This window comes from Nostoc sp. 106C, assembly GCF_002154725.1.
GTDB lineage: Bacteria > Cyanobacteriota > Cyanobacteriia > Cyanobacteriales > Nostocaceae > Aulosira.
Map to the genome: position 1 here is coordinate 34933 of NZ_MTAW01000201.1, position 26710 is coordinate 61642.

Consider the following 26710-nt stretch of genomic DNA (forward strand, 5'->3'; position numbering starts at 1 on the left):
ATATCGTGCTGACCTTCATCCCGCCCAGAACTGAAGTTCCGGGCTAATAGCGCAAGTCCACTCAAGTGGACTGAAATATGCAGCTAGTCTACTTCAGTAGACTTTAGCTATTAGCCTTGGAATTGATTCTAAGGCGAGATGACAACGAAGCGGGAGTATTTTGTGGTGAGTGGTCAGGCACATCATCAATTAATAACAGCATTGCTGTGCCCTTTGCAATGCTCATTGGTGTCAACTTAAGCTCAACGCTTATCCCACATACGTTTTACCCCACCCCTTAATCCCCTCCCCCGAAGTTTGCTCAACGGGGGGGAACCCCCGCACGCAACTTCTCTCCGCAGGCGGGGAGGGGAAGTTTTGGCTTTAGACAAAACTGGGGTGGGGTGACGAGGATCGTAATGGTAGGTGAGTGAATACAAAATCACCTTATAACAAGGGTTTCACGTTAAGTTGACACGTATGAGCATTGCTGTGCCCCTACCCCTACAATTTAGGAAATTTATTTTTTGTTACCCGCTTAACTAACTACCGCCTCTGCCTTTTCCTTCACAGGTGGCACATAAGGTTTTTCTGCACCTTGGGCGAGATATTCGGCTAGCTGACTTTCAATTTGATCGCGCACAATTTGGCGATATTCGAGAAAATGCTCATTGTGGGCACAAGCTGAAAGGTAATGCTCGGCAACTCCTGGGTTATGCTTGATGATGCTAAATAAGTGATGCCAGAATTTCCAGCGGGTTTCGCGTTTGATGCCTTGTCGCCAGATGACAATTAATAGCGCTTTAATTACTATCAACTCTGGCCATTTAAATGGCGCTTTCCACGTTGGCGCACCCATCATTAAAAAGCAGCGGTAGGTGCGATCTAAATACTTCACTGGATCGTATAAGGCACAAAATGCTTCAATGTATTCTCTGGCAATATCTTCCAAGGGACGGGTAGCAACAAAGTTCATCAAGGTTGTCTGGTTGATGTTACCGTCTTTGTTTTCCCGTAATCTCCCTTCTTTTTTCAGGCGATGCCACAGGGCTGTGTTGGGTAGCGCTTGCAACATGGCAAAGGTAGTGGAAGGAATTGCAGCTTGTTCAGCAAACCGGACAATGCGATCGCCTGCACCTGCTTTTTCGCCATCAAACCCGATAATAAATCCAGCCATTGGGCGTAATCCAGCTTTGATGATGGTTTGCACAGCGTCGGTGAGGGAACTGCGGGTATTTTGAAATTTCTTCGTCATTTGCAAGCTATCTTCATCTGGGGTTTCAATCCCCAAAAATACCGCCGCAAAACCAGATTCAACCATCAACTCCATCAATTCTGGATCTTGTGCTAAATCAATTGAAGCTTCAGTATCAAAGCGGAAGGGATATTGATGTTCTTGCATCCAAACTTTTAACTCTTTCAGCAACAATTTCACATTGCGTTTGTTGCCAATAAAGTTGTCATCAACCATGAACACACCCCGCCGCCAACCCAATTCATAAAGATAATCCAACTCTGCTAATAGTTGGGCTGGGGTTTTGGTGCGTGGTTTGCGACCGTAGAGAACAATGATGTCACAGAATTCGCATTGAAAAGGACAACCCCGCGAAAATTGCACGGACATCATATCGTAGGCATCAAATTCTAATAAATCAAAGCGGGGTACTGGTGTGCTTGTGACATCTGGTTTTTCACTCGTGCGGAAAGTACCAGATGTATCACCCCGTTGAATCGCCTCAACGAACATAGGTAAGGTGATTTCCCCTTCATCCAAAATCAGGAAATCTGCGCCCACGTTTTGCACATCATGGGGTGTAGAGGTGGGGTAGGGGCCGCCCACAGCGACTAACTTACCACGCCGCTTGGCTTCTTGGATTTGGTCTAGTAAGTCCTGTTTCTGGACAATCATGGCGGAGAAAATAACTACATCAGCCCAAGCCCATTCTTCCTCGGTAACTGGACGGATGTTGCGATCGACTAGTTTATATTCCCATTCTTGAGGCAAAATTGCCGCCACTGTCACTAAACCCAAAGGTGGTAACAAAACCTTGCGATCGACTAACGCCAAAATTTTTTCGTAAGACCAAAAGGTTTTTGGAAATATTGGATACACCAGTAGGACTCGCATACAGTATCAATCCTCACACTTTGATTGTTATCCCACTTTAACGAAAATTAAGACTCATTGACTTTTTATCTAAGCAGCTTCAGCTGTTTACTAAAATTTTTTTCTTATTGCTAATAAAAGCAATACCTACGGTAAGCGACGCTAACACTATAGGGGGTAATAACTTTAGAGAGGAGAACGCCAATTTTCGATTTGCAAACTGGGTATCCGTTGAAATTCTCTAACGTTAGATGTAACAACAATGTGATTATGGGTTACTGCTGTTGCGGCAATCAGTACATCATAAGCACCTATAGGAGAGCCTGCTGTTTTCAGAATTCCTCTGATTTGGGCTGCTTGATCTGCTTCGGTTGAACCAAAAGGTAAAACTATAATTGCTTTTAAAAATGCTTCAATCAACGGTTGAATTTTAACGGCTCTTTCTGGATTGATTGCTAATCCATATTTGACTTCCATAACCGTTAAAGATGAAATAAAAACCTCAGTAGGAGAGATAACTTTTAATTTCTTTAAGGTGTTTTCTTCTCCTTTGACAAAATCGCTAATTACGCAAGTATCGAGTAGATAACCCATCATTAAAATTCTACTTCTTTAGGTGGTAGAAGCTCATCTCGATAGGATTCAAAGTTGATACTTTCGGCTACACCTTGATATTCCATAATTATTTCTGGCCAAGTTGTAGCTTTTATTTCTAAGAAAGTAACAAAGACTGGGCTTTCAGTAATACCCTGTGGTTTTTCAGCAAGTTCAATTTTGCCGTTCTTATAAATTCCTTGAATAGTTTGTAACATCAACTTTCCTTAATTCTAATGGTCTCCTCTCTCATAGTATAAACAACAATTAATAACCGAGCCTTGCCACATGCTCTAATAATTCACTCTTATTCATTCCCTCAACGGGTCTTGACAACGCCACTTTTCACGCCGCTAATTTTCAAAACATCAGTCATAGTTGCACAGTAATTTGGTAACCCAAAACTGGCAGGATTGATAGCGTTTTCGTAAGTAAACTGTCGATAGTTCATGCAGAATCTATCCCAAGCAGCCATCTGAATTCGGAAGACAGCAATAATCAAGTTGGCTAATGTTATAGATAATGGAACGCGAAAGTAAATCTTTTTACCCAAATAGGCGCAGACTTCTTCTACGGCATCGTTAACAGTCAATTGCTCTTGACCTAAAACAAACTTGCGTGGTTCCTGTCCAGCCGAGGGATGTTCAATTAAATATTTGACTGTGGTCGCAATGTCTCTTCCGTGGATAAAGTGGAAACTTCCATCTGCTTGCAAAAACCGAATTATATTAATATATTTTGTGACTTCAGGGATACCAGATGTTAAATGAGAATAGGGTTTTTTGGCATCACCACCTAAAACTAAAGTGGGAAAAACTGTGGTAATTTTAGGTGCGATCGCCAATTTTGAGATTTGGTGCAAGCATTCATACTTAGAACTGACGTAATCTGTACCAATTTCTCCAGCTTCTTTGAGTGGTTGATTGTGTCGATCCAAAACGCTAGCTGTAGAAAAGTAAATTACTTGTTCGCATCTGTCTGGATCTAGCAGCTTCAGCAATTCTAAAGTCTTATTTACATTAATATTAAAGGTTTCCTCACCACCCCAAGCTGTTGCTGTTAGCACCGCAATATCAATTGTGGATAGCAATTCAGCAAACTGGCCAATTTGTTGCATATCACCTTGCAACACGGTGATACCCGGACGCGCCTGAATATCAACTTGCAATTTACTTGGGTTTCTAACTAGGAGATACAGCTCGTAATCTGTTTCTTGAATTAAGGCTTCACTGAGGTAGTGACCTATGCAGCCACTTGCACCAGTCACTAAAATTCGTTTCTGGCTCATAGAGAGTTTTGAGTTTTATTTATTAGTTGCTTGTAATGAATTTTTAGTTCCCGGTGTAGCTCTATGAGTAATACACAATCAGCTATAGTAATGCTAAATCATTTAGGAAAAATTAATATTTTTTGCTTCGTGCCTTTATGCCTTTGTGGTTAAAAAATTATTCTCTAAACACAAAGACACGAAGACACAAAAAGTAAAACCGCGAAACAGATTGACAACTGACTAAACCAGTACATTAAGCTGCTTTGCAGTTTCAAAGAAGAAAGCGACATTTTCTTCTGGAGTTTCTGGTAGTACACCATGACCGAGATTGAGAATATGACCCCAATTGCCAGCTTTGCGAACAGTATCGAGGATGCGATCGCGGATAAACTGTTTGGAACCAAATAGTACGCCTGGGTCGAGATTTCCCTGAACTTTCACATGCTTGCCCAATCTGGCTCTTGCTTCTGCCATATCTACTGCCCAGTCTACAGTCACAACATCAGCACCAGATTTTGCCATTCTCTCCAATACACCAGCACTACCGCTAACCAGCAAAATTAAAGGTGTATCGGGATGGGTTTGCTTGACTTGCTCAAAAACCCGTTGCTGATATGGCAAAGCAAAGGTGTCATAATCTTGAGGACTCAATTGACCTGCCCAGGAGTCGAACATTTGCACAACTTGAGCACCACAGTCAATTTGGTAGCGTGCGTAAACGGCGATCGCATCTGCTAATTTCGCTAAAAATTGATGCAGAATTGTCGGGTCAGAAAACGCCATATTCTTGATGATGGAATAGGTTTTAGAACCTTTTCCCTCGACTGCATAAGCAGCCAATGTCCACGGCGCACCAACAAAGCCTAACACCGTTGATTGATGCCCTACCTCTAGACGCAACGCCTGCAATATAGTTTTGATAAACGGCAGGGATGCTTCGGGATCGAAGGGACGCAGGTTATCTACTTGTTCTTGAGTGCGAATGGGCGAGTGAATAATTGGTCCTTTACCTTCCGCAATATCCATGTCAATGCCTAAACCCGGCAATGGCGTTACAATGTCGGAAAATAAAATTACCCCGTCTGGTTGAAAGGCTCTCCAAGGCTGTAGGGAAACCTCAATCGCTACTTCGGGAATTTCTGAGCGATCGCGGAAAGAAGGATACTTCTCCCTTAAATCTCGATATGCTTTCATATACCTTCCCGCTTGTCGCATCATCCATACAGGGGGACGGTCTACTACTTCACCACGAGCTGCTCTCAGGAGTCTAGGAGCTGTTGAGGAAACACCCATTTAACACTTCATCCTAAGTCACTTTTTTATGCCACTGTTTAGCTTATCATTCTGAGATTACGCTTTTTCAGGAGGCTGGTCTCACTCTAGTCTCTGCTTAACTTAACTTCATATGCAAGCTGATTCCAACACTTCCTCTCATGTTGCATCGACTCAGAACGCTCCCAAACTCGGAAAGTTTTTGATCCCGCGTTCTCAAACCAAAGGTTTCCTGATCAAGTTTACCTTCATGACCTGTCTGGGATGGGTTGTGGGTGGCCTTGTCAGTATAGCTTTGGAAAATCTTCTAGATAATCTCTCACCCGCTTTTTTTCCAGATGCCCAAATGTGGAATAGCTTTGCCAGCTTTCTGGGTAGTCTTGTCTTTGCCTTGATTTTCGGTGCCGATCAAGCGCTGGTTCTACGTCCATACATCCCTGGGTGGTGGTGGTTGCTAGCTACTAGCATCGGTTGGCTAATTGCCAACAGCGTTTCTACAGCCTGGATTAACTATATTTCTTCCATTGCCGCATCCTTTAACGAAACTTTATCTTCTGAGGCAATGGTGGTCTTGGGATGCTTGTCTACTATTTCATATATTATTTCGGGAATTTGGCTTGGACTTTGCCAATGGCTGGTATTGCGGCGATATACAGTCAATGCTTGGTGGTGGAATTTTCTACCGGCAATTTGCTTCTTCTTCATCAGTACTTTAATTTGGCTGCTTTCTCTGTTGCAAAATTTTATTCCCGAAGCCAACCGGACTTCGATATTGTATTGGAATGGGCAAGGATTTACAGCATTTATTCTGGGATTTATCCCAGCAATTGGCTTGTGTACTTTAAAGAGAAAACAACACCACAAAACTGTAATTCCTGGCCCATCATAAGATTACTAGGCAGCGAACTGCTGCTTGTTATTGATGATGCATAAGGATAAGCTTTTACACAATATAACTAAACCACCAGTTGCCGAGAAACAGCCACAGGTTTTGGAGTTACACGGCGATCGCCGCATTGACAACTACTTTTGGCTACGCGATATTGATAACCCTCAAGTTCTTGCCTATCTAGAAGCAGAAAATTCTTATACAGCAGCGATAATGGCACATACCCAAGCGCTGCAAATAACACTCTATAATGAAATGCTGGCACGGATTAAAGAAACTGACTTATCGGTGCCATACCGCAAAGACGACTACTACTATTATGTACGTACCGAAGAAGGCAAAGATTATCCTATTTATTGTCGCAAAAAAGGTAGCTTAGAAGCACCGGAAGAAGTCCTTTTGGATGAAAATGAACTAGCAAAGGGACACGAATTTTTCAGCTTAGGCGTGTTTGATATTAGCCCCAATCATCAAATCTTAGCTTACTCAGTTGATACTAGTGGTTCTGAGCAATACACGCTTTTCTTCTTAGACTTAACTACATTTGAACTATCGGCTGAAACTATCCCTGATACCTATTTCTCTCTGGCTTGGGCTAACGATAACAAAACAATATTTTATACCAAAATTGATGATGCTAATCGTCCTTATCAGCTATTTCGCCATACTTTAGGTACTGCTGTTGATAACGATATTTTAATTTATGAAGAACTGGATGATATTTACCATTTATATGTTGAGAAAACCCGCAGTGAACAATATCTTCTGATGCTTTTAAAAAGCAGCATTACAACAGAAGTTCATTATTTAGATGCAAATTATCCTGAAAAAGATTGGAATTTAATTCATCCACGTACTACAGGAATGGAGTACGATGTCGATCATCACAGCGATTACTTTTACATTGTTACCAATGATGAGGCGACCAACTTTAAACTGGTAAAAACCTTGGTAGCTTCCCCAAGTAAAGAAAATTGGCAGACTATAATTCCCCATCAGGAAGATGTGCTGCTATCAGGAATTAGTCTTTTTGCCAATCATTTAGTAATTTATGAAAGAAAAGGGGGGTTAGAAACTGCCAGAGTAAAAAACCTATCAACAGGTGAGGAAAGTAATATCAATTTTCCAGAGCCTACCTATGAATTTTACGAAGGCAATAACCCAGAGTTTAATACTACCATCCTGCGTTTCCATTACACCTCTTTTATTACTCCGCCATCAGTTTTCGATTACAACATGGAAACACACCAGCGCGAGTTAAAAAAAGAAACAGAAGTGCTTGGCGGCTATGACAGAACACAGTATCAAAGCGAGTGGTTGATGGCTACCGCTGAAGATGGTACACAAATTCCCATATCGATTGTGTACAAACAGGGTATGCAAAAAAATGGACAAAATCCCTTGTTACTTACAGGATACGGTGCTTATGGTGCTTCTTACCCAGCAACATTTTCATCAAATCGCCTCACATTGCTAGATAGAGGAGTAGTGTTTGCCATTGCCCATATTCGTGGTGGAGAAGAAATGGGGCGTAAATGGTATGAAAATGGCAAATTTTTGCAGAAAAAGAATACCTTTACAGATTTTATCGCCTGTGCTGAATATTTAATAGATGAAAATTGGACAACGAGCGATCGCCTAATTATTACAGGCGGTAGTGCAGGCGGCTTATTGATGGGAGCAGTAATTAATCTGCGTCCCGAACTATTCAAAGCAGTAGTTGCTCATGTCCCCTTTGTAGATGTAGTAACTACTATCTTGGATACTTCATTGCCTCTGTCTGCAATGGAATGGGAAGAATGGGGTAATCCCAACGATCCAGTTTATTACGAGTACATGAAATCCTACTCGCCCTATGATAACGTTGAGGCGAAAAATTACCCAGATATGTTAATCACTGCTGGCTTAAATGATTCTCGCGTCAAATATTGGGAACCAGCTAAATGGACAGCTAAACTTAGAGAAATCAAAACAGATCGCAACATTCTCCTGTTGAAAACTAATATGGGTGCAGGACATAGCGGTGCATCTGGACGTTATGAAAGCTTGCGAGAACTGGCTTTTGAATATGCTTTTATTCTGGATAGATTAGGTTTGTCAGAGTGAAATGCTACTTAATGGACGGAGGTAAAAGCGTGATGTCTCAGCAGTATTCGATAGATCAGGTTCCCAGGAACCTAGACAAAATTTTTCAGAAAGTTGAACAAGGCGAATCAGTGCAAATTACTCGAAAAGGAGAGCAAGTGGCTGTTATCGTGTCTGCGGCTGAATACGAACGTTTAATCCGTAGAAAACCAGGTTTTTGGGAATCTATGGAGCAATTCCGTGAAGAAATGATTGAAGAAGGAACCGAAATTAACCCCGATGAAGTTTGGCATGATGTGCGCGACAATTCTCCCGGACGTCAGGTAATCTTGTGAGTCGCTTTTTACTTGATACTAACGTTATCTCTGAACCGTTAAGACCGCAACCGAATCCAGCTGTTATCCAGAAATTACAACAGTATGAGGAGGAAATTGTCATTGCATCCGTTACCTGGCACGAACTGTTGTTTGGTTGCTATCGTCTACCTGCTTCTAAAAGGAGAGAGAGAATTGAGCGGTATTTCAAGGAAATAGTCCAGCCAAATATTCCCATCCTAGCCTATGATGATATGGCAGCTGAATGGTTTGCTTTGGAAAGAGCGCGACTAGTGAGGATAGGAAAAACTCCTGCATATTCAGATGGACAGATTGCGGCGATCGCAAAGGTAAATAGTCTAACTTTAGTGACTAATAATGTGTCGGACTTTGCCGATTTTCAACAACTTCCAATGGATAACTGGTTTGTTTATTAAAATTTCCTCTGCCATCAGTACGATGCAGAATACAAAATCTAACTTTTATTACTATCCCAAATTAAATCTAAACGTTCTTGCGCTATTTTCAGAGCATTTTCAGCAGTAGATTTACCCATTAATGTAGACTCAATTGCTCTACCAAGACTATCTGATAAACGGCTATAGCCAGCAATAGTCGGTCGCGCATTAGCTACAGACATTTGTTCTACAAACACTTTTAACCAAGGTTTTTGGCTAAGATATTGCTGATAAGCTTCACTTTGAGCAGATTTGATATTCACAGGTAAAAAACCTGTGCCAATACTCCATTCTGTTTGGAATTCTTCACTTAAAACATATTCTAAAAACTTCAGTGCCGCTTTTTCTCTTTCTGCTGTGGTTTTCATCACATAAAGATTTCCGCCTCCTATTACCGTAGCTTGACCTACATTTGCAGGTATGGGAAAAACTCCATAATCAACGTCAGATTTTGTAATGTAAGTCCAAGGTCCTGTAATTTGCATCGCCACACGACCCGCAATAAATGCATCTTCTTCATAACCCCGTTCTGGGGGAGAAAGGGTTGCTGAACCATCTTTCATTAGGTCTTGCCAAAATTTTAAGGCGGTAATAGCTCCAGGATTTGTTAAATTCGGGTGATTATTTGTTACTACTTCTCCCCCAGCACTCAATAAAAAGGGAAACCAACTAAAAACCGTCCACTCTCCCTTTCCTAAAGGTAACAACATACCGTACTGTTCCGGTCGCTTGTCACCGTTGCGGTCTATAGTCAATTTTTTCGCAACTCGCCGTAATTCTTCCCAGGTTTTGGGCATTTCTGTGATTCCAGCAGCTTTAAAAAGCTTAGGTCGGTAAAAAATGCCGATATTGCTGGTGTAAAGCGGGACTGACCACAAGTGACCGTCTAATTTTAATTCATTAAGTGAGTTAGGAACGACTTCCGACTTAATTGGCAATTTTTCTAACCAATCATCCAATGGTCGAACTGCGCCTAATTCTACAAACTGACCTGTAATCTGAGGATAGAATGACAAAATATCTGGAGGGGAATTGCCAATAACTGCTGTTAGTATCTTCGGCAATTGTTGGTCTAGTTCACCCGCAAATATAGATTCTACTTGAATATCAGTATGAGCCTGATTAAATTTATCTACCAGCTTCTGAAATACATCTCGATTCGTTGGTGGATTGATTCCTTGCCATAGTGTAAGATGAATTACTCCATTCTTTTGATGTACTGAACTTTGACAACTAGATAACAGAACTAAACATAAACTAAGAGAAATTGCTAAAGGTAGAAGATGCCTAATATAACTGACAAACTGGCGAAATAAATTCTGAATTAGAGACGGGAAAAGGTGATTTTTCATGCCAATTAGTTAGCTATATCAGGAAATATGCTCTGAAAAAGTCTTGCTAACGCTAGTTTCTGCCCTGGTATAGAGATATGTTTGGGGTGTGACTATTTTTTGAATTCTAAAGGTTTTTTCTGCCCGTTCCCATAAATCTGTATCTTCTCCGTAAAGCATATGTTTGAATCCCTGTAAATCAAAAAATACATGCCTTTTGCCAAAAAAAGTTGGGCCTAATACACATTCTTGGATATTAATTTTTTCACCAGGATTAAAATAATCTGCTACCCAAATATCTTCTTCAGTAGCAAAGCCACCTTGAATCAAATCAATTTCAGAATGAGCTTGCATATATTCCAGCCGCGATTCTAGATGATTGGGTTTGTATGCATCATCACTGTCAAGAAATGTAATGTAATTGCCAAAAGACGCTTGAATTCCGGCATTTTTGGCATAGCATTGTTTTTTGTTGCGATGTTTTAAATAACGGATATTATTAAAATTTTCAATATATGAATCAATTATTTCAAAAGTATTATCCTGACTACCATCGTCAACTATAATTAATTCCCAATCTTTAAAAGTTTGAGCAATCACACTATCAATAGCTTTATTTAAATGTTTAGCTCGGTTATAGGTGCAGATGACAATTGATATTTCAGGAATTATGTCAAAAAAAATACTACTCATGCTTATCCAAGATTAGAAAATTAAGGCTCTATTTAGGTTTAGTCAAAACTATAGGACTCATATTTGATTTTTGAAAAAAACTCAGTACACTTTTATTCCTTCTTCACTGTTCCCTGTTCCCTCGCTACGCAAATAATTTCAGGAATCAAAACGGATTCCTATATTCAGTAATCAACAAATGCAAACTGGGAATAATTTATCACAGTTACGTATAATTTACAGATGTCAATATACAGTGTTATTGTTGCAATTGGTTACAAAATATCGATTGTTCTATTGCAGTTTGTAACTATTTTGTGCATCCTAAAGGCCTATTCCTTTAGACTGAATCTCAATTGAAAAATATTGGGATCAAGACAAATGCATTCGGTAAACATATTCTGTCATGAGTTTGTAGTTGCTGTTTCCTTTATTGCTTGTATCCTTGGTCTATTTTTACTTTGGGATGGCAAGCAGCAGAAAGATGATTTGGAAGAAACAGAGCAGATTCTGTTTAGAATGAGCTTTACTTACTGGCTAGTTTATTGTGTTGCTTTTAGCTTGGAAAAAATACTTTTACCAAGCTGGGAACCAATAGTAATGTCTTTAAAAATAACTACAGCGCTGTCATATTTTTTAACATTTTCTTGTATTCTCAGTTTGCCACTCCACAGATTTGCAGTACATCAGGTAGAAGAATAGTTGAGAGTCAACAGTGCATAGTCGCTGGACTATGGACTATTGAAGTGATTAACTTTTCATAGCGATCGCGATCGCTTCTAAGAGGCTATCTTGATCTAAAGTCGTCAAAATAAATACCTCCTGCACTGTCTTCCCTTGTCGAGCGATGACTTTATAACCCCCCCGAATCGGTACAGACACACGCAGTTGCATTTTGGGAGCATGACTTTTAACTCGCCCAATTACGCCTGGGGTCACAGTTTGAATGCCATGCTGCTGACATAGACGTTCTAATATGGGGATGAGTCCACTAATGTGGGTTGAGTGGTTCCAGACTAATCTACCATCATTGGGTTTGCCCATTTTTAAGCTGCCTCTAGAGGAGCCATTGTCAAACCCGCACGCCGTAGTTGTTGGTGATAAAGTTCTGCTGGTTCTTGCGGGCCTATCCAAACGATCGCTTGACCCTCAAAATGTATTTGGTGGGTCAGATCCCATGCGTTGTCGCTTGTCATCCCCGGAATATACTTCATTAGACAATCAGCCACGTGCTGAAATGTATTAAAATCATCGTTTAAAACGATCACTTTGTAATTTGGATATAGCTTGCGGGTAACTTGATTAGACCGTTCAGGAGCTATAGTTGGTGATGTTGAGAGTCTGGTCACCATAAAACAGTTAATCAACAGGATTTTATAACACTACACTACAAATAACTAGTTTAGTCCATACTTCAGAGTCAAGAGTTAGACTTGGGATTTTATCTAATCTCTGATTTTATGTGCATGTGTGCGGCATTTAACACTAAGCCTACCTGGGTGGGCTAGATTTTTAGATTAAAGACATTTTTAAGAAAATTTACCCAGCTTTTACCACTTTTGCCAAAGGAACTGTTCAATTTTTGGACATAGCCAGTATTTTGGCAAATTTGTATTATTTATTTGACCACAACAGCGAGGCAAATATACCCTCAGTTTAGTCAGCAGGCGCAATCTTATTTTGTTGTATTTTGATGGCAAATTGTAAGGACACAAAATATTCTGTCCTTACGTCTTTAATTTTCTTCAGTTCTGCCATTTTAAGTAGAACGGTGTAGAAAAACAAAACTATGTTTTGAAAAATCAAATAGGCTTAAACCCTCTTCCCTCCTGCCTTCTGCCTCCTGCCTCCTGCCTCATCCCAACGATAAATATTCACGCCGACCTACTTAGATGTTAAATGCTAAATCATAAAAAATTTTTTGGTAATTGTATTGAGCGAGGCATCTATCTTAATAATTTTTTAAATTGTCTGAAAATCGCTATAAATACTCTAGGCTGAAACAACTAAGCTGAGTTAGCTTACCGCGGAGTAAGAGCGCCAAAACCTGAGCTTAAACTCCTTTAAGCCGAAATAACTCAGATAATTCCATACAAAATCAGCTTGCAGCGGAAATTTCTCCCACCAAGGTTTTTCTCATGATTTTTGCAATAAAATTTAGTGATTTTCCGCAATTGTCACCAGGACGATCGTGTATATCATTGTTTAATCTTTAACTAGACTGCGACATAGCCTGTATAGTATTTCTTCCTATGGCTCCCAAACTTAAGAACGTTAAATTTCCACTTTGGCATTATCTCAATCAGCCCTTGTTTAGTAGCCACACTAAATTAATATGGAATCCTCGTACTTTTGCTTCTATATGGCGAATTCAACTTTTAGAACGATGCTGGCATAGAGAATGTGATGCCAAGGGGCCTCAACAGCATTAAATGTTTATTATTAAGGGTGCAAATTAAGCCTCGTCTAAAGTACGAGGCTTTTTACCGTCTAGTAAAGCACTGACTGTCATATCTCCCATAACATTGAGCGCAGTACGGCAGCGATCCAAAAACCAATCTACAGTTACCAACAAAGCTATATACTGCGTTGGCAAGCCAACCGAAGTAAACACCAAGGTCATCGTTACCAATCCCGCATTCGGAATACCAGCTGCGCCTACGGATGCAAAAATAGATGTGAGGATGACGATTAACTGCTGTCCTAAACTTAGATGTTGCCCTAGTACTTGGGAAATATACAATGCAGACATTGCCTCATACAGGGCAGTACCATCATTATTAAAGTTTGCGCCGACTAATGCCCCTAAAGAAGCTGAAGATTCCCTTAAACCTATTTTTGTTTGCAAAACTTCAAAGGTAATCGGCATTGTCACCGTTGAGGAAGAAGTCGAAAAAGCTGTAATAAAAGCATCGGAACCACCAACGAGGAATCTTAATGGACTTACCCAAGAACCTATTTTTACCCTAGTGAGATAGTAACAAGCTTGTAACGTCAGAGCGACCAGTACTGCCACGATAAAGGCCCCCAAAGATTGGAAGGGAGCAAAACCTTTTTCAGCCACAGTTTTAGCGACAATTCCAAAGACAGCTAAGGGGACTAAGGCAATTACCCAGTTGAGGATGCGAATTACCGCCTCAAATAAAATCCCAATTACATCTTCTATTGGTTGGTATCCTGTTTTGCCTTGAGCAATTTGTTCTGATTTTAATGCCCGCAGCACAATCCCAAAGGAAAGGGCAATAACGATCAGTTGGATAACATTATTATCGACTAACGGCTTGAGGATGGCATCGGGTACAGCATCTTTGACTAAACCCCAAGGGTCGACACTTTGAGCAGGTATTTCCGTACCTGTTGGGGTCACTGCTAAACTTCCCCAACTACCTGGACGCAAGACGTTGGCTACAAGCAAACCTATGAGAATAGCGGCGGTAGTGTTTGTTAATAGTAATACTGCTAGCCGCCTACCAGCTGTACCAGGGATATTGGTAGTCATGAAGGTATGCAGCACTGCTACCAAAATTAGCGGCGTAGCTAGGGCACGGAGAGCCTTTAGTACTAATTCCGCGGGAATGGCTAAGTTGGTAATAAATGTGGCATTGTCTGGGCTAGGATTTCCTGCACCGAGAACGATTCCTAAACTGACAGCAAGCACTAAGGCGATAACAATTTGTAATGTCAGAGGAATACGCAGCCACCAAGGACGGGTTTTGGCTTCAAGCGAAGTAATGCTCTCTGGTTCACTCATTGTTATATGTTGGGTAACTGGACTGCTGTAACTATTTAAACATCACTTGCGGAAGTGAAATTTTCACAAACGCGTTAATCTAAGATCCCGTTGCTTTCTTTGCAGAATCTTGCTCAAAAGGGTATGTCACTAGTATGCCCCAAGAGCTATCGTTGGCTTGTGGTTGGAGATCGATATGTCCTTTGTTCCTTTGCATATTCACAGTGATTACAGCTTGCTCGATGGAGCCAGTCAGCTACCAGAGTTGGTGGATCAAGCGATCGCTCTGGGGATGAAAGCGATCGCCCTCACCGATCACGGTGTGATGTACGGTGCGGTGGAACTGATCAAAATCTGCCGGAGTAAGAACATTAAGCCAATTCTTGGCAACGAAATGTATATCATTAATGGCGATATTGAAAAGCAAGAACGCCGCCCCCGTTATCATCAAGTTGTTTTAGCTAAAAATACTAAAGGCTACAAAAATTTAGTCAAATTAACTACTATTTCCCATCTAAAAGGTGTACAAGGAAAAGGTATTTTTTCCCGTCCTTGCATTAACAAAGAATTATTAAAAGAATATCATGAAGGATTGATTGTTACCAGTGCTTGTTTAGGTGGAGAAATTCCGCAAGCAATTCTTAGCAATAGACCAGATGCAGCGCGTAAAGTTGCTAAATGGTATAAAGATGTATTTGGTGATGACTATTATTTAGAAATTCAAGACCACGGTTCCCAAGAAGACAGAATTGTTAACGTAGAAATTATTAAAATTGCTCGGGAATTAGAAATTAAAGTTGTTGCTACTAATGATTCTCATTTTATTTCCTGTTATGACGTAGAAGCACACGACGCTTTGCTGTGTATTCAAACAGGTAAGCTAATTATTGAAGAAAACCGAATGCGTTATAGCGGCACAGAATATCTCAAATCTGCCGAAGAAATGAAGCTGCTATTTCGCGATCATTTGCCTGATGATGTGATTGCGTCAGCTGTAGCCACCACCGAAGAAGTTGCCGATAAAGTCGAGCCTTACCAGATTATGGGTGAGCCGCAAATTCCTACCCCTCCCATTCCCTCTGGTCATACTGCTGATACTTACGCCGAAGAAGTTGCATGGAGCGGACTTTTAGAAAGGTTAAATCGCAAATCCCGCAGCGAAGTCGATCCAACCTATAAAGAAAGGTTGGAATACGAACTAAAAATGATTCAACAAATGGGGTTTTCCAAATACTTTTTAGTCGTATGGGATTATATCAAATTTGCTAGAGATAATAATATTCCTGTGGGGCCTGGACGCGGATCGGCTGCTGGTTCATTAGTTGCTTATGCCATGCGCATTACCAACATCGATCCAGTACATCATGGTCTACTATTTGAGCGCTTTTTAAACCCAGAACGGAAATCCATGCCTGATATTGATACGGATTTCTGCATTGAACAAAGAGATAAAGTTATTGAATATGTAACTGAGAAATATGGTGCTGATAAAGTTGCTCAAATTATTACCTTTAACCGCCTGACTTCTAAAGCTGTATTAAAAGATGTCGCCAGGGTATTAAATATTCCCTACGGGGAAGCCGACAAAATGGCGAAATTAATTCCTGTAGTGCGAGGGAAACCAACTAAACTCAAGGTGATGGTTTCTGATGACACCCCAGCACCAGAGTTTAAAGAAAAGTATGATAATGAGCCTCATGTTCGCCATTGGCTTGATATGGCGATGCGAATTGAAGGAACTAACAAAACTTTTGGGGTTCATGCAGCAGGCGTGGTAATTTCTGCTGATCCTCTTGATGAAATTGTGCCGTTACAGAGAAATAACGACGGTTCCGTGATTACTCAGTATTTCATGGAAGATCTAGAATCAATGGGATTGTTAAAGATGGACTTTCTCGGTCTGCGGAACTTGACCTTGATTCAAAAGACTTTAGATTTGATTGAACAAACTAATGGTTATCGCGTCGATCCTGATGAAATTACAGGTCAAGAAAGAAAAGCGCAGAAGATATTAGCGAAAGGTGAACATAGCACTTTACCAAAAGATGTGCAAAAAACTTATGCACTATTAGAAGCGGGTGAACTAGAAGGAATATTTCAATTAGAATCTTCTGGGATGAAGCAGATAGTCCGAGATTTGAAGCCATCTAATATCGAAGATATCTCATCAATTTTGGCACTTTATCGACCTGGCCCTTTAGATGCGGGACTAATTCCTAAGTTTATTAACCGCAAACATGGTCGAGAAAATATTGACTATGAAACTGCTATTTTAGAACCCATATTAAATGAAACCTATGGAATTATGGTCTATCAAGAGCAAATTATGAAAATTGCTCAGGACATGGCCGGATATTCGCTAGGACAAGCCGACTTGCTGCGTCGCGCAATGGGTAAAAAGAAAGTGTCGGAGATGCAGAAGCAGCAGGAAAAGTTTATTGATGGTGCGACTAAAAACGGCGTTAAAAAGCAAGTAGCTGAAAAGTTATTTGATGATATGTTAAAATTCGCCGAATATTGCTTAAGCTATGATACGGAAGTTTTGACAGTAGAATATGGGTTAATTGCGATTGGTGAAATTGTCGAAAAACGCCTGGAATGCAGCGTTTATAGTGTTGATACCAATGGCAATGTTTATACTCAACCTGTAGCACAGTGGCATAATCGCGGTCAACAAGAAGTGTTTGAATATTGTTTAGAAGATGGTTCGATTATTCGGGCGACAAAAGACCATAAATTTATGACTACTGATGGAGAAATGTTACCGATTGATGAAATTTTTGAACGGGGGTTAGATTTGCTACAGGTTCCGCGATTAACAAAATAAGAACCCATAGCAATAGTTAATATTGGATACTCAAAGTAAGAAAATTCAGTCCTTAGTTTCTTACTTTAGTTGCTACAGCCGAGTCGTATCAAAAGTTTTGAGAGCCAGTGCCGAGCATCTCAATTGCGAAGTCGCAGCTGGGGGAGAAAAAAGCGATCGCTTTTTTGAAGAGTATGTACCAGATCATAAGTCCTAATTCTATTTAAGTTCTCGCTCAACAGCAGCAGAGTCCGGGACACACAACAAATTTATATTGTTTATTTAACCAATGTTAAATCTACTTCCTTGTTACATTCTCGGTAAGCGATTACTTTGCAATGAACTCGTTGACCAACTTGTGGCCACAAAGAAGTGTCTGTCGGTAAACCAGATGAATCACAATCGGGCTTTGTAACAATATCTATAATTCCGCTTAGTTTATAACCGTCGATGACTTGATAGCCAAGGTACACAAAAATACCAAAAGGCTTGACCTTTGTAATTTCTCCATAAAATTTGTAACCAATGGGAAATTTCTGCTTTAAGTTCTCCCACTGTTTATCGATATCACTCATACACCTAATGATACGTTATAAGTTTTTGAAGCTATTATCGCGCAAGGAAGTTGTACAGTATTGGCGTCTGTAATCCTTATAAATAAAGCATTGTAGTAAGGAAATCAAATTTTTCTTAATTGCTTTTCTTACTTGCACCCAATTTTAGAGAATTGGTTTGAAGTCTTGACTACGAAAGTTTTATGTCATTTTGCGGAATCTCAAGTAACTGAGGAGTATAAACAAAAGCAAGTAGTTAAATATACACTTGCTGGAGTGCTATGCGCAATCGCTTCTTACCTTCACCCTGATAAATAGGGCTTTTGGGTGAATCAAGGAATTTCATTTCTTACTCAATTTTCTTAAAAATGCTCTGCGCGATCGCGATCTCAAGATAAATTCCTCAAAGCCTTGCTATGCAATATTTTGAATAATTTCATAATATTGCATAGCTGCGGAATGTAATTTGCACGATTAAGACAGGCGAAATCCCAACGCCTACTCAATTTTGAGGTTAAAGGGTAAGCGTGCGTAAACTCCTTGGGGATCGTTCATCTTTTGCAGAACTGCCAATTCCTGTTGCAGTTTTTGGAATTCAGCAGTGAGGGGATTGGAGGGTTTGATTTCTGTTCCTTTGATCCCTAAAGCACTCCGCGTCTCTTCAGTTGCTTTGCCAAAAAAGCGTTCTTCAAAGCTGCTAGTTTGGGGATACTCTTTGACTTGCCAATCTTTTCCCAACTTTGCTTGTTTAGCAGCATATTCTATAGCAGTACTCAAACCACCAATTTCATCTACTAAACCAATTTCTTTGGCGGCTGTACCTGACCAAACTCTTCCTTGGGCAATCTCTGCAACCTTGGTTTCTGGGAGTTTGCGTCCTTGAGATACTTTATTGAGAAACATATTGTAAATCCGGTTAACACTGCGCTGGTAAAGTGCTAACTCTTGGGGTGATTTTGGGCGAGAAACGGTTTGACTGTCTGCATAGCGTCCAGTTTTCACCGAATCCCAAGTAATACCATTATCGTTTGCTAACTTTTGACCGTTGAATAGTAACCCAAATACACCAATTGAACCTGTAATTGTATTTGGTTCGGCAAAAATTCGGTTGGAGTCGCTAGAAATCCAGTAACCACCAGAGGCGGCGACATCTCCCATTGAAACTACAACTGGTTTGACTGCACGAGTGAGTCGCACTTCTCGTTGCATTACCTCAGCGGCTGTAGCGCTACCACCAGGACTGTTAACTCGCAAAATCACAGCCTTGACATTATCATCTTGTCGCAGTTTGCTGAAGATTTTAGCAAAGCGATCGCCTCCTATTTCGCCATCGTCGCCTTTGCCATCAACAATCTCGCCTTCAGCATAAACAACGGCAATTTGATTTTTTGATTTACGTTCTACATCCAGGGACTTATTGGGAACTTGGGCGTAGTCGCTGAGGCTAATTTGGCGGAAGGTTTTATCATCTTTATCGCTAGCGGTTAGCTTTTTCAGGTCGCTAACCACCTCATCAACATAAGCTACCCGATCTACCAAACCGCTAGATTTTGCTTCTGGTGCTTCCAACACTGCTTGATTATCTGCGATCGCCTGCAATTTATCAGCACCGATTTTGCGACTAGCTCCCACAGATGTGCGCCACTCCGCCCAAACATCATCTAACAATTTCTGAGTTTGCTCGCGGTTCTCTGGACTCAACTTTGTGAGGATAAACGGTTCGACTGCGCCTTTAAATTTTCCGACTCGCACAACCTGCACACCAATACCATATTTCTGCAATGCACCTGCCAAAAACATTGGTTGCGAACTTAAACCGTTGACTTCCATCATCCCCAGAGGATTGAGTACAACAGTATCTGCTACTGAACTGAGATAATATTCCCGTTCGTCCCAGTCCTTACCATAGGCTACAACCTTTTTGCCCGCAGCGCGGAACTTCTCTAGTGCTTGCCGAATTTCTTTCATGGATGCATAGCCTGCGCTGTTAGTTGAGTTGGTGCGTGTTGCATCTAGATATATACCCACAATTCGGGGATCGCGCTGCGCCTTTTCTAAGGTATTCAGAACGCTGCGGAGTGACATCTGGTTTTCATCGACACCTGATAGCGCTTTCTGAAAAAATTCAGCAGACTTAGGTTCGCCATCGGTGATGTTCATTGATAAGTCAAAAACTACAACAGACTTATCTTTTACTTCTGGCCCCGTATCTTTGGATGTAGCGGCGGCAAATAATAGCAATAATAATCCAGTAGCTCCAATACCGCTGAAAATAATTAGTCCTAGTAAACTGCCTAGTAAGCTGGCAAAAGTTTGTTGCAGAAAATTACGCATTTTAGTTAATAGTTAATAGTCAATAAAAAGAGAACATGGAAGAGGTAACAGGGAACAGAAAATATTTATTTAAGCTAGGAAGATTTTTTATCTCACCTTAAAAATTGGATTCTGTTTATTACATACGCAATCATTATTGTATCCGCTGTAAACTTCCAGAATGCTTTAATTGATCTAAAGTTGCGTTACCAGTACAGAATAAAACTGTAGTGATTTCTGCAATTAATACCTCAACTAAATCAACAAGTGCTGCTTGTGATGTCACGGCTGCTTGCAGAAATGGCATAGCTAAACCAGCGATATCGGCCCCCAAGGCGATCGCCATTGCTACATCTAGTCCATGACGCAACCCGCCTGAGGCAATTAACGGCACATGAGGTGCGATCGCTCGAATAGTTGTAATACAATCTGCTGTTGGTAAACCCCAATCAGCAAAGGTCTTTCCCAAACGCCGTTGCAAGTCATTATCCGCCCGTTCGCTTTCTACTTTTGCCCAAGAAGTTCCTCCCGCACCCGCCACATCAATCGCCTTTACCCCAGCCGCGAGTAATTTCTCTGCCATTGCCGCAGAAATCCCATTGCCTACTTCCTTGGCAATCACTGGCACTGGCAACTTAAAGCATAAGATAGCAATCTTGTCAAGCAATCCTCGAAAATTAGTATCACCTTTAGATTGAATGCATTCTTGTAAAGGGTTAAGATGCAAAATTAAGGCATCGGCTTCTAAAATCTCAACTACTCGCAGGCATTCTTCTAAACCATACTTGTAGTTAAGCTGCACAGCACCCAAATTGGCTAATAACAGAACATCGGGGGCATACTTACGTATAGCAAAGGTATCAGCTACCTGAGGTTTTTCCACCGCTACGCGCTGAGAACCAACACCCATTGCAATTTTGTAATCTTGGGCAACTTGTGCCAAACGCTGATTAATGATCCCTGCTTGTTCAGTTCCCCCAGTCATGGAAGAGATTAACAAAGGTGCGCCTAGGCGTTTTTCCAAAAAATTTGTACTGATATCTATATCATTGCGATCTAATTCTGGTAAGCAACAATGGCTGAAACGATAGCGCTCTAGTCCATTGGTTATTTGGTGACATTGAACATCTTCCTCTAGACAGATGCGAATATGCTCGGCTTTACGAGACTGGGTTTGTGCTGAGATGCTGTTGGGGACGTTCACTGGTATGTATGAATTAAGGCTGTTGCGATCGCTATTGTTACAGGTTCAGGGATTCTAGGAAACGGTATATATCAGGTATTGGGTGTTGGGCATTGCCATGAGTTGCTTATTTGATGTAGGGTGTGGCATTGACTAGCAAAACCTTGATATAGTGGGCACTGCCATCCTACTAGACATTATTTACCAACTAAGACGGTTATGGCTTCAATAAGTGTAACAGGATCGACTGGTTTGGAAATATGCCTTTGAAAGCCTGCTGTGAGCGCTTGCTGGTAGTCAATTTCTCCGGCATAAGCTGTCAGAGCGATCGCGCTAATCTGTCCTCCTTGTTCTGGCGGCAGAGATCTCACCTGTCGCATTAACATATATCCATCCATTTCTGGCATTCCAATATCGCTCAACAGTATGTCTGGCTGGAACTGAGTAAAAGCGCTGAGTGCCTCGTTAGCGGAGGCGGCGGCTGTGATAGTTGCGCCATGCTTTTCTAGCAAGAAGGCAATAAATTCTCGTGTATCTGTGTCGTCATCCACTACTAAAATTTTTATACCCTTTAAATCACGGGATAGCTCAGACTGTTGAGTATCTTCATGGGTCTGAGATTGATTGTGCATCAGTGGCAATCTCACTGTAAAGGTTGCACCCCGATCGACGCCTAAGCTTTCCGCCTGGACTGTTCCACCATGCAATTCGACTAACTGACGGACAATCGCCAGTCCCAACCCCAACCCCCCAAATTTACGGGTTGTGGCTGCATCTGCTTGACGAAAGTAGTCAAATACATAGGGAAGGAAATCAGGCTCGATCCCCTTACCTGTATCGCTGACGGTAATTTGAGCAACAGAGCCAATTTGTTCGAGTCGAATGTCTACCCGCCCCCCTTCTGGCGTAAATTTGACGGCGTTGGAGAGGAGATTCCAGATTACTTGCTGCAATCGATTGGCATCACCGGAAACCAGAAATTTTGGATTTTGGATTTTGGATTTTAGATTACCAGGTTGCTCGTTAGAGTTTGTAGATTTTGGACTGACATCAATATCTTCCAATCCAAAATCTAAAAACGGAAATCGTAAATTGATGGACTTGGCTTCAGCAGCCAGTCGCACCGTTTCCATTGCTGCTTGAATTATCGAAACCAAATTAACAGGGCAGACATTAAGGTTAAGTTTACCCCGTAGAATCCGGGAAACATCCAGCAGATCGTCAATCAGATCGGCTTGTAATTTGGCGTTGCGTTCGATGACAGACAACGCTTGAGTTGTTTTGGCAGCATCAAGTTTTTGGGTTCGTAATAACTTTGACCAGCCTAAGATGGGGTTGAGGGGCGATCGCAACTCGTGAGACAGTACTGCTAAAAATTCATCTTTGATACGATTTGCTTGCTGAGATGCTTCGTAGAGCCGAACATTGTCAATTGCTGAAGCTGCCATCTGAGCCAGTTGTACCAAAATCGCTTCGTCTTCTGCGGTGAATTCGCCCTCATATTTATCGGAAAGCTGAATTAAACCAAGATTTTTACCATTACGGCTGGTGAGAGGTACAGCCAGCCAACCACGCATTGGGGGATGTTTAGCTGCGGCCTGACTAAATTTGCACCAATTAGGATGTGCTTCTAGTTCAGCTTGAGTCAACCGCATCGGCTTTTGTGTGCGGCAAATTAACGTATAAATCCCTGAGCCATCAGGGTTCTCGTTGTAGTTGCGCCACTGGGCATATTTATCTGAAAGCGATACTGTATGAATTCCTTGGACCCAGTTATCATCAACCGTCATACTGGTGACGGACTGGTGTGCACCAATAATATCGCGGGTTTGGTCTGTAATTATTCGCAGTCTTTCGTTTAGTGATAGCGTCGAGTTGATACTCAAGGATGCCTCAGTCAGCTTTTGTAACCGGGTTGTCTGCTGCTGCTCACGCAAGAGTAACCTAGCACGTTCTGCCTCACTGCGTTTGCGTTCAGTGATATCCAGCACGATCGCGATCGCGTATTGGGGTTTACCAGATGCATCACAGATTGCTGCGACGCTATTGCTCACCCATACCTGGGAACCATCTTTACGGATATAACGTTTCTCGATTGTGAAGTCATCTCCTGACGTTACCAAGTTGTAAAAAAGCTCTGTTTGCAAAGGCAAATCGTCGGGATGAACAATTTCCTCTATTCGCTTTTGAAATAATTCTGACCTTGAATAGCCAACGATGTCACAATACTGCTGGTTTACTAGCAGGAATCGACCTGTTAAATCGGTTTGTGCAATTCCTACTGCTGCCTGGTTGACGATCGCCCGAAACCGCTCTTCGCTGGCACTAAGAGCTGCCTCTGCCCGTTTGCGAGCCGTAATGTCGCGAAAATAAACGGCAACACCATCTGCGGATGGGTAAGCATGGATTTCCAGCCACATACCCATCGGTTCACCAAACTCTTCAAAGACAACGGAAATCTTCTCCTTCACAGCATAGTGGAGTTTCTGGTAACCCAAACTTCCCACTAATTCTGGAAATACTTCTTGCCATACTTGCTTACCGAGCAATTCTTCCCGGGATTTTTGCAATAGTCTTGTAGCTTGTTCATTAACGTAGGTGTAGTGCCACTCGCGATCAAAAGCCACAAAGGCATCAGTGATACTTTCTAGAATGTTGCTAATTTGACTGCGGGCTGCTTCAGTTTGAATTCGTAGCTCTTGCTCCCGTCGCACTGCTTCTTGACGCATCTGAGCCATCTTCAAATTTGCCTCGACACGAGCCAGTAACTCCCGCGCCGAAAACGGCTTGATTAGGTAGTCGTCGGCTCCTGCTTCTAGACCTTGGATACGGGATTCTTCTCCAGCACGGGCAGAAAGCAGAATAATTGGCATTTCTCTGGTATTTGGATCAGCCCTTAGCTCTTGTAACAAACCTAAGCCATCCAGCCTAGGCATCATAATATCTGTCAGCACCAGATCGGGTAAATGCTGACGCACAGATGTTAAAGCCGCCAACCCATCTGATACTACCTCAACCTCATACCCTTGAGTTAACAACAAACGCTGTACATAGTCGCGCATATCAGCGTTATCGTCAGCCAGCAGGATACGGGCAGAGGAAGATGCAACGACACGGGGATATAGAGACGCGGGAAATGTTTGTGATACTTTCTCCTTGTCTGTCAGTCTCCGCATCCCCGTGTCCTCTTGAGGTAGCCAGCGTAAGGCTTCTTCGACATAGGCAGCTGCACCTATTGCAGTTGATGCCAATGAACGATTTGTCTGAATGCGAAGTGCACTATCGCGCCCCGCTACGCTAACGCTTGGTAAATGAGCCGAGCCTGTAGGAATTGATACTTTAAAGCTGCTTCCTTGATTGATAATACTAGTAACTTTGATAGTACCGCCATGCAGTTGCACTAATTCTTTAACTAAGGAAAGACCAATTCCCGATCCTTCATAAGTCCTTCCCTTTGCCCCCTGTACCCGATGAAAGCGCTCAAATAAATGGGGTATTTCTTCAGCAGGAATACCTGTGCCCGTATCTCGCACTTCTAGTTCAACATGGTCACTGTAATAGCGCAAAGTAACTGCGATCTCTCCCGCAAAAGTGAATTTAAAGGCATTCGAGAGCAAGTTCAGAACAATTTTTTCCCACATTTCCCGGTCTACATACACGGGTTCAGGTAGTGGAGGGCAGTCTACCACAAGGCGCATCTCTGCCCGTTCGATGGCGGATCTAAAGACTCCTGCCAAGTCTGTTGTCAACATTGCCAAGTCTGTTGGTTCATAGACCGCTTGGACGCGACCTGCCTCAATCCGGGAGAAGTCCAGCAGTGTATTTACCAGCTTCAGCAACCGCAGGGAGTTACGATGCACAATTTCCAACTGTTCGCGATCGCTGGGTAACAGCCCAGAAGAATCGGCTAGGATATCCTCCAAGGGGCCGAGCATCAGGGTGAGCGGAGTACGGAATTCGTGGCTGACGTTGCTAAAGAAAACGGTTTTTGCTCGATCTAGTTCTGCTAATGCTTCAGTGCGCTTGCGCTCTTCTTCGTATGCTTGAGCGTTGGCAATGCTAGCTCCAATCTGAGATGAAACTAAATCGATAAATCTTTGATAGTTGTCGTCAAAGATTCTAAACGGGTTCAAGCCAGCAATCAAGATCCCAGCTTTTCCCGTCTGTCTCGATGGTGCGATCAGCACCGCCACTGCTTGGTGTGGAGGACGCTTCCAAGCGCCTGTTGGCAGGTTGGCAAAAGACGCTTCCAAATTAGACACCAGGCATGGCTTCTGGGTTTTGATGATTTCTGCAAAGGGCCAAACTGAATCGGCATCAATATCGACTTTTTGCGGAACTGCTGCATTGTCTAGTTCGATACCGCAAGTCCCAGTTAACAAAACGCACTGCTGCTCTGGATCGACCAGATAAATCATCGCAAAAGGTAGGTCGTAAGGGTTAGTTACCAAACAACTTGCACTTAGAGAGCAGGCTGCATCAAATGTGCGCGCGTCTGCTGTCCTAGCCGCTAGTTCCCGCAGTAGTGCCAACTGACGTTCGCTAATAATTCGCTGCGTGTCGTCTGAGTTGGCACAAATAATTCCACCTGTACCGCCTTGATCGTTAGGAACTGGGCTATATGAAAATGTATAGTAAGTCTCTTCTGGGTAGCCGTTGCGCTCCATGATTAATAGCAGCGCTTCGTCGTAAGTACCTTCATTCTGCAACAGCGCTGATTCTGCCCGCGGCCCAACCTGATCCCAAATCTCTCGCCACACATAGGCAGCTGGCTGTCCTAGGGCAGAAGGATGTTTGCCACCAACAATCGCTTTGTAAGCATCATTGTAAAGGTTAATCAGTTCTGAACCCCACCAGACAAACATCGGTTGGCGGGATGTCAGCATAATTCGCACGCAAGTCTTGAGGCTCTGCGGCCATGCTGATACTGGGCCCAAAGACGTTTGTGACCAATCAAAAGATTGCATGAGCCTTCCCATTTCTCCACCACCAGCAAAAATGTCTTCGATGGTAGTGGCTTTCTTCTGTTGAGTCACAAGTCTCTGCTCCTCATGCTCGAAAATATTTATTTTGCAGATCCTGAGTGCGATCGCTCATTTGGTATAGTAACGCTTAAAGTTGTTTCAATGTTTAGGGTAAAAGTTTTGTTAGTC

22 protein-coding genes are annotated in these 26710 nt (G+C 42.0%); 7 read left to right on the top strand and 15 right to left on the bottom strand.

Annotated elements, in window-relative coordinates:
- Nucleotides 1-103 precede the first annotated feature (103 nt).
- From BV375_RS38915 to hemE, 6 genes are all read right to left on the bottom strand, one after another.
- Nucleotides 104-226, bottom strand: a complete 123-nt coding sequence (locus BV375_RS38915; protein ID WP_279432983.1) for a hypothetical protein — start codon at nt 224-226, stop codon at nt 104-106.
- A 291-nt stretch (nt 227-517) separates the two neighbouring features.
- On the bottom strand, nt 518-2107 hold the full coding sequence (locus tag BV375_RS30195) for a B12-binding domain-containing radical SAM protein (RefSeq protein WP_086767379.1): 1590 nt from the start codon (nt 2105-2107) through the stop codon (nt 518-520).
- A gap of 165 nt (nt 2108-2272) precedes the next feature.
- Nucleotides 2273-2680 (bottom strand): type II toxin-antitoxin system VapC family toxin, encoded by a 408-nt coding sequence (locus BV375_RS30200; RefSeq protein WP_086767381.1) that lies wholly within the window; start codon nt 2678-2680, stop codon nt 2273-2275.
- 2 nt (nt 2681-2682) lie between these two features.
- On the bottom strand, nt 2683-2898 hold the full coding sequence (locus BV375_RS30205; protein ID WP_086687063.1) for a hypothetical protein: 216 nt from the start codon (nt 2896-2898) through the stop codon (nt 2683-2685).
- Between the two features lie 101 nt (nt 2899-2999).
- Nucleotides 3000-3968, bottom strand: a complete 969-nt coding sequence (locus BV375_RS30210) for an NAD(P)-dependent oxidoreductase (RefSeq protein ID WP_086767383.1) — start codon at nt 3966-3968, stop codon at nt 3000-3002.
- Nucleotides 3969-4190: 222 nt separating this feature from the next.
- Nucleotides 4191-5243, bottom strand: a complete 1053-nt coding sequence (hemE, locus tag BV375_RS30215) for a uroporphyrinogen decarboxylase (RefSeq protein ID WP_086767385.1) — start codon at nt 5241-5243, stop codon at nt 4191-4193.
- A 112-nt stretch (nt 5244-5355) separates the two neighbouring features.
- On the opposite strand from hemE, the gene BV375_RS30220 reads away from it, so the two are divergent.
- The 4 genes from BV375_RS30220 to BV375_RS30235 are packed head-to-tail and all read left to right on the top strand — an operon-like array spanning nt 5356 to nt 8947.
- Nucleotides 5356-6111 (top strand): hypothetical protein, encoded by a 756-nt coding sequence (locus tag BV375_RS30220; protein ID WP_086767387.1) that lies wholly within the window; start codon nt 5356-5358, stop codon nt 6109-6111.
- Between the two features lie 36 nt (nt 6112-6147).
- Nucleotides 6148-8217, top strand: coding sequence for a S9 family peptidase (locus BV375_RS30225; protein ID WP_086767476.1), 2070 nt, complete (start codon nt 6148-6150; stop codon nt 8215-8217).
- Between the two features lie 32 nt (nt 8218-8249).
- Complete coding sequence (locus BV375_RS30230; protein WP_086767478.1) at nt 8250-8531, top strand: type II toxin-antitoxin system Phd/YefM family antitoxin; 282 nt, start codon at nt 8250-8252, stop codon at nt 8529-8531.
- Nucleotides 8528-8947, top strand: coding sequence for a type II toxin-antitoxin system VapC family toxin (locus BV375_RS30235; RefSeq protein WP_086767389.1), 420 nt, complete (start codon nt 8528-8530; stop codon nt 8945-8947). Before BV375_RS30230 ends, BV375_RS30235 begins: the two co-directional genes overlap by 4 nt.
- A gap of 38 nt (nt 8948-8985) precedes the next feature.
- Here the strand turns inward: BV375_RS30235 and BV375_RS30240 are convergent, their stop codons facing one another.
- Both BV375_RS30240 and BV375_RS30245 read right to left on the bottom strand, forming a co-directional pair.
- Nucleotides 8986-10320 carry an ABC transporter substrate-binding protein gene (locus BV375_RS30240; RefSeq protein ID WP_086767391.1) on the bottom strand — a complete coding sequence of 445 codons (1335 nt, stop codon included), beginning with the start codon at nt 10318-10320 and terminating at the stop codon, nt 8986-8988.
- 18 nt (nt 10321-10338) lie between these two features.
- Nucleotides 10339-10992 (bottom strand): glycosyltransferase family A protein, encoded by a 654-nt coding sequence (locus BV375_RS30245; protein ID WP_086767393.1) that lies wholly within the window; start codon nt 10990-10992, stop codon nt 10339-10341.
- Nucleotides 10993-11352: 360 nt separating this feature from the next.
- On the opposite strand from BV375_RS30245, the gene BV375_RS30250 reads away from it, so the two are divergent.
- The gene (locus tag BV375_RS30250) at nt 11353-11673 is read left to right on the top strand and encodes a hypothetical protein (RefSeq protein WP_086767395.1); all 321 of its coding nucleotides are present in this window, start codon (nt 11353-11355) and stop codon (nt 11671-11673) included.
- A gap of 48 nt (nt 11674-11721) precedes the next feature.
- Here BV375_RS30250 and BV375_RS30255 read toward each other — a convergent pair whose 3' ends face one another.
- From BV375_RS30255 to BV375_RS30270, 3 genes are all read right to left on the bottom strand, one after another.
- Entirely contained in the window at nt 11722-12015 is a 294-nt protein-coding gene (locus BV375_RS30255) for a DUF2103 domain-containing protein (RefSeq protein ID WP_086767398.1), read from the bottom strand.
- 2 nt (nt 12016-12017) lie between these two features.
- A complete protein-coding gene (clpS, locus tag BV375_RS30260; RefSeq protein WP_086767400.1) occupies nt 12018-12323 on the bottom strand; it encodes an ATP-dependent Clp protease adapter ClpS in 306 nt (101 codons plus the stop codon).
- Between the two features lie 1103 nt (nt 12324-13426).
- On the bottom strand, nt 13427-14722 hold the full coding sequence (locus BV375_RS30270) for a dicarboxylate/amino acid:cation symporter (RefSeq protein WP_086767404.1): 1296 nt from the start codon (nt 14720-14722) through the stop codon (nt 13427-13429).
- Between the two features lie 175 nt (nt 14723-14897).
- Here BV375_RS30270 and BV375_RS30275 point away from each other — a divergent pair, with 175 nt between their 5' ends.
- Together BV375_RS30275 and BV375_RS37315 are read left to right on the top strand one after the other, a co-directional pair.
- A complete protein-coding gene (locus BV375_RS30275; protein ID WP_086767406.1) occupies nt 14898-17528 on the top strand; it encodes a DNA polymerase III subunit alpha in 2631 nt (876 codons plus the stop codon).
- A 22-nt stretch (nt 17529-17550) separates the two neighbouring features.
- Nucleotides 17551-17724: a hypothetical protein gene (locus tag BV375_RS37315; RefSeq protein WP_166507563.1), complete on the top strand. Its 174-nt coding sequence runs from the start codon at nt 17551-17553 to the stop codon at nt 17722-17724.
- Nucleotides 17725-17785: 61 nt separating this feature from the next.
- On the opposite strand, the gene BV375_RS30280 is transcribed toward BV375_RS37315, so the two are convergent.
- From BV375_RS30280 to BV375_RS30295, 4 genes are all read right to left on the bottom strand, one after another.
- Nucleotides 17786-18082 carry a hypothetical protein gene (locus BV375_RS30280; RefSeq protein ID WP_086767408.1) on the bottom strand — a complete coding sequence of 99 codons (297 nt, stop codon included), beginning with the start codon at nt 18080-18082 and terminating at the stop codon, nt 17786-17788.
- Between the two features lie 477 nt (nt 18083-18559).
- The gene (sppA, locus tag BV375_RS30285) at nt 18560-20395 is read right to left on the bottom strand and encodes a signal peptide peptidase SppA (RefSeq protein WP_086767410.1); all 1836 of its coding nucleotides are present in this window, start codon (nt 20393-20395) and stop codon (nt 18560-18562) included.
- Between the two features lie 133 nt (nt 20396-20528).
- Nucleotides 20529-21578, bottom strand: a complete 1050-nt coding sequence (gene fni / locus BV375_RS30290) for a type 2 isopentenyl-diphosphate Delta-isomerase (protein WP_086767412.1) — start codon at nt 21576-21578, stop codon at nt 20529-20531.
- Nucleotides 21579-21754: 176 nt separating this feature from the next.
- Nucleotides 21755-26536, bottom strand: a complete 4782-nt coding sequence (locus BV375_RS30295; RefSeq protein WP_086767480.1) for an ATP-binding protein — start codon at nt 26534-26536, stop codon at nt 21755-21757.
- Nucleotides 26537-26710 lie beyond the last annotated feature (174 nt).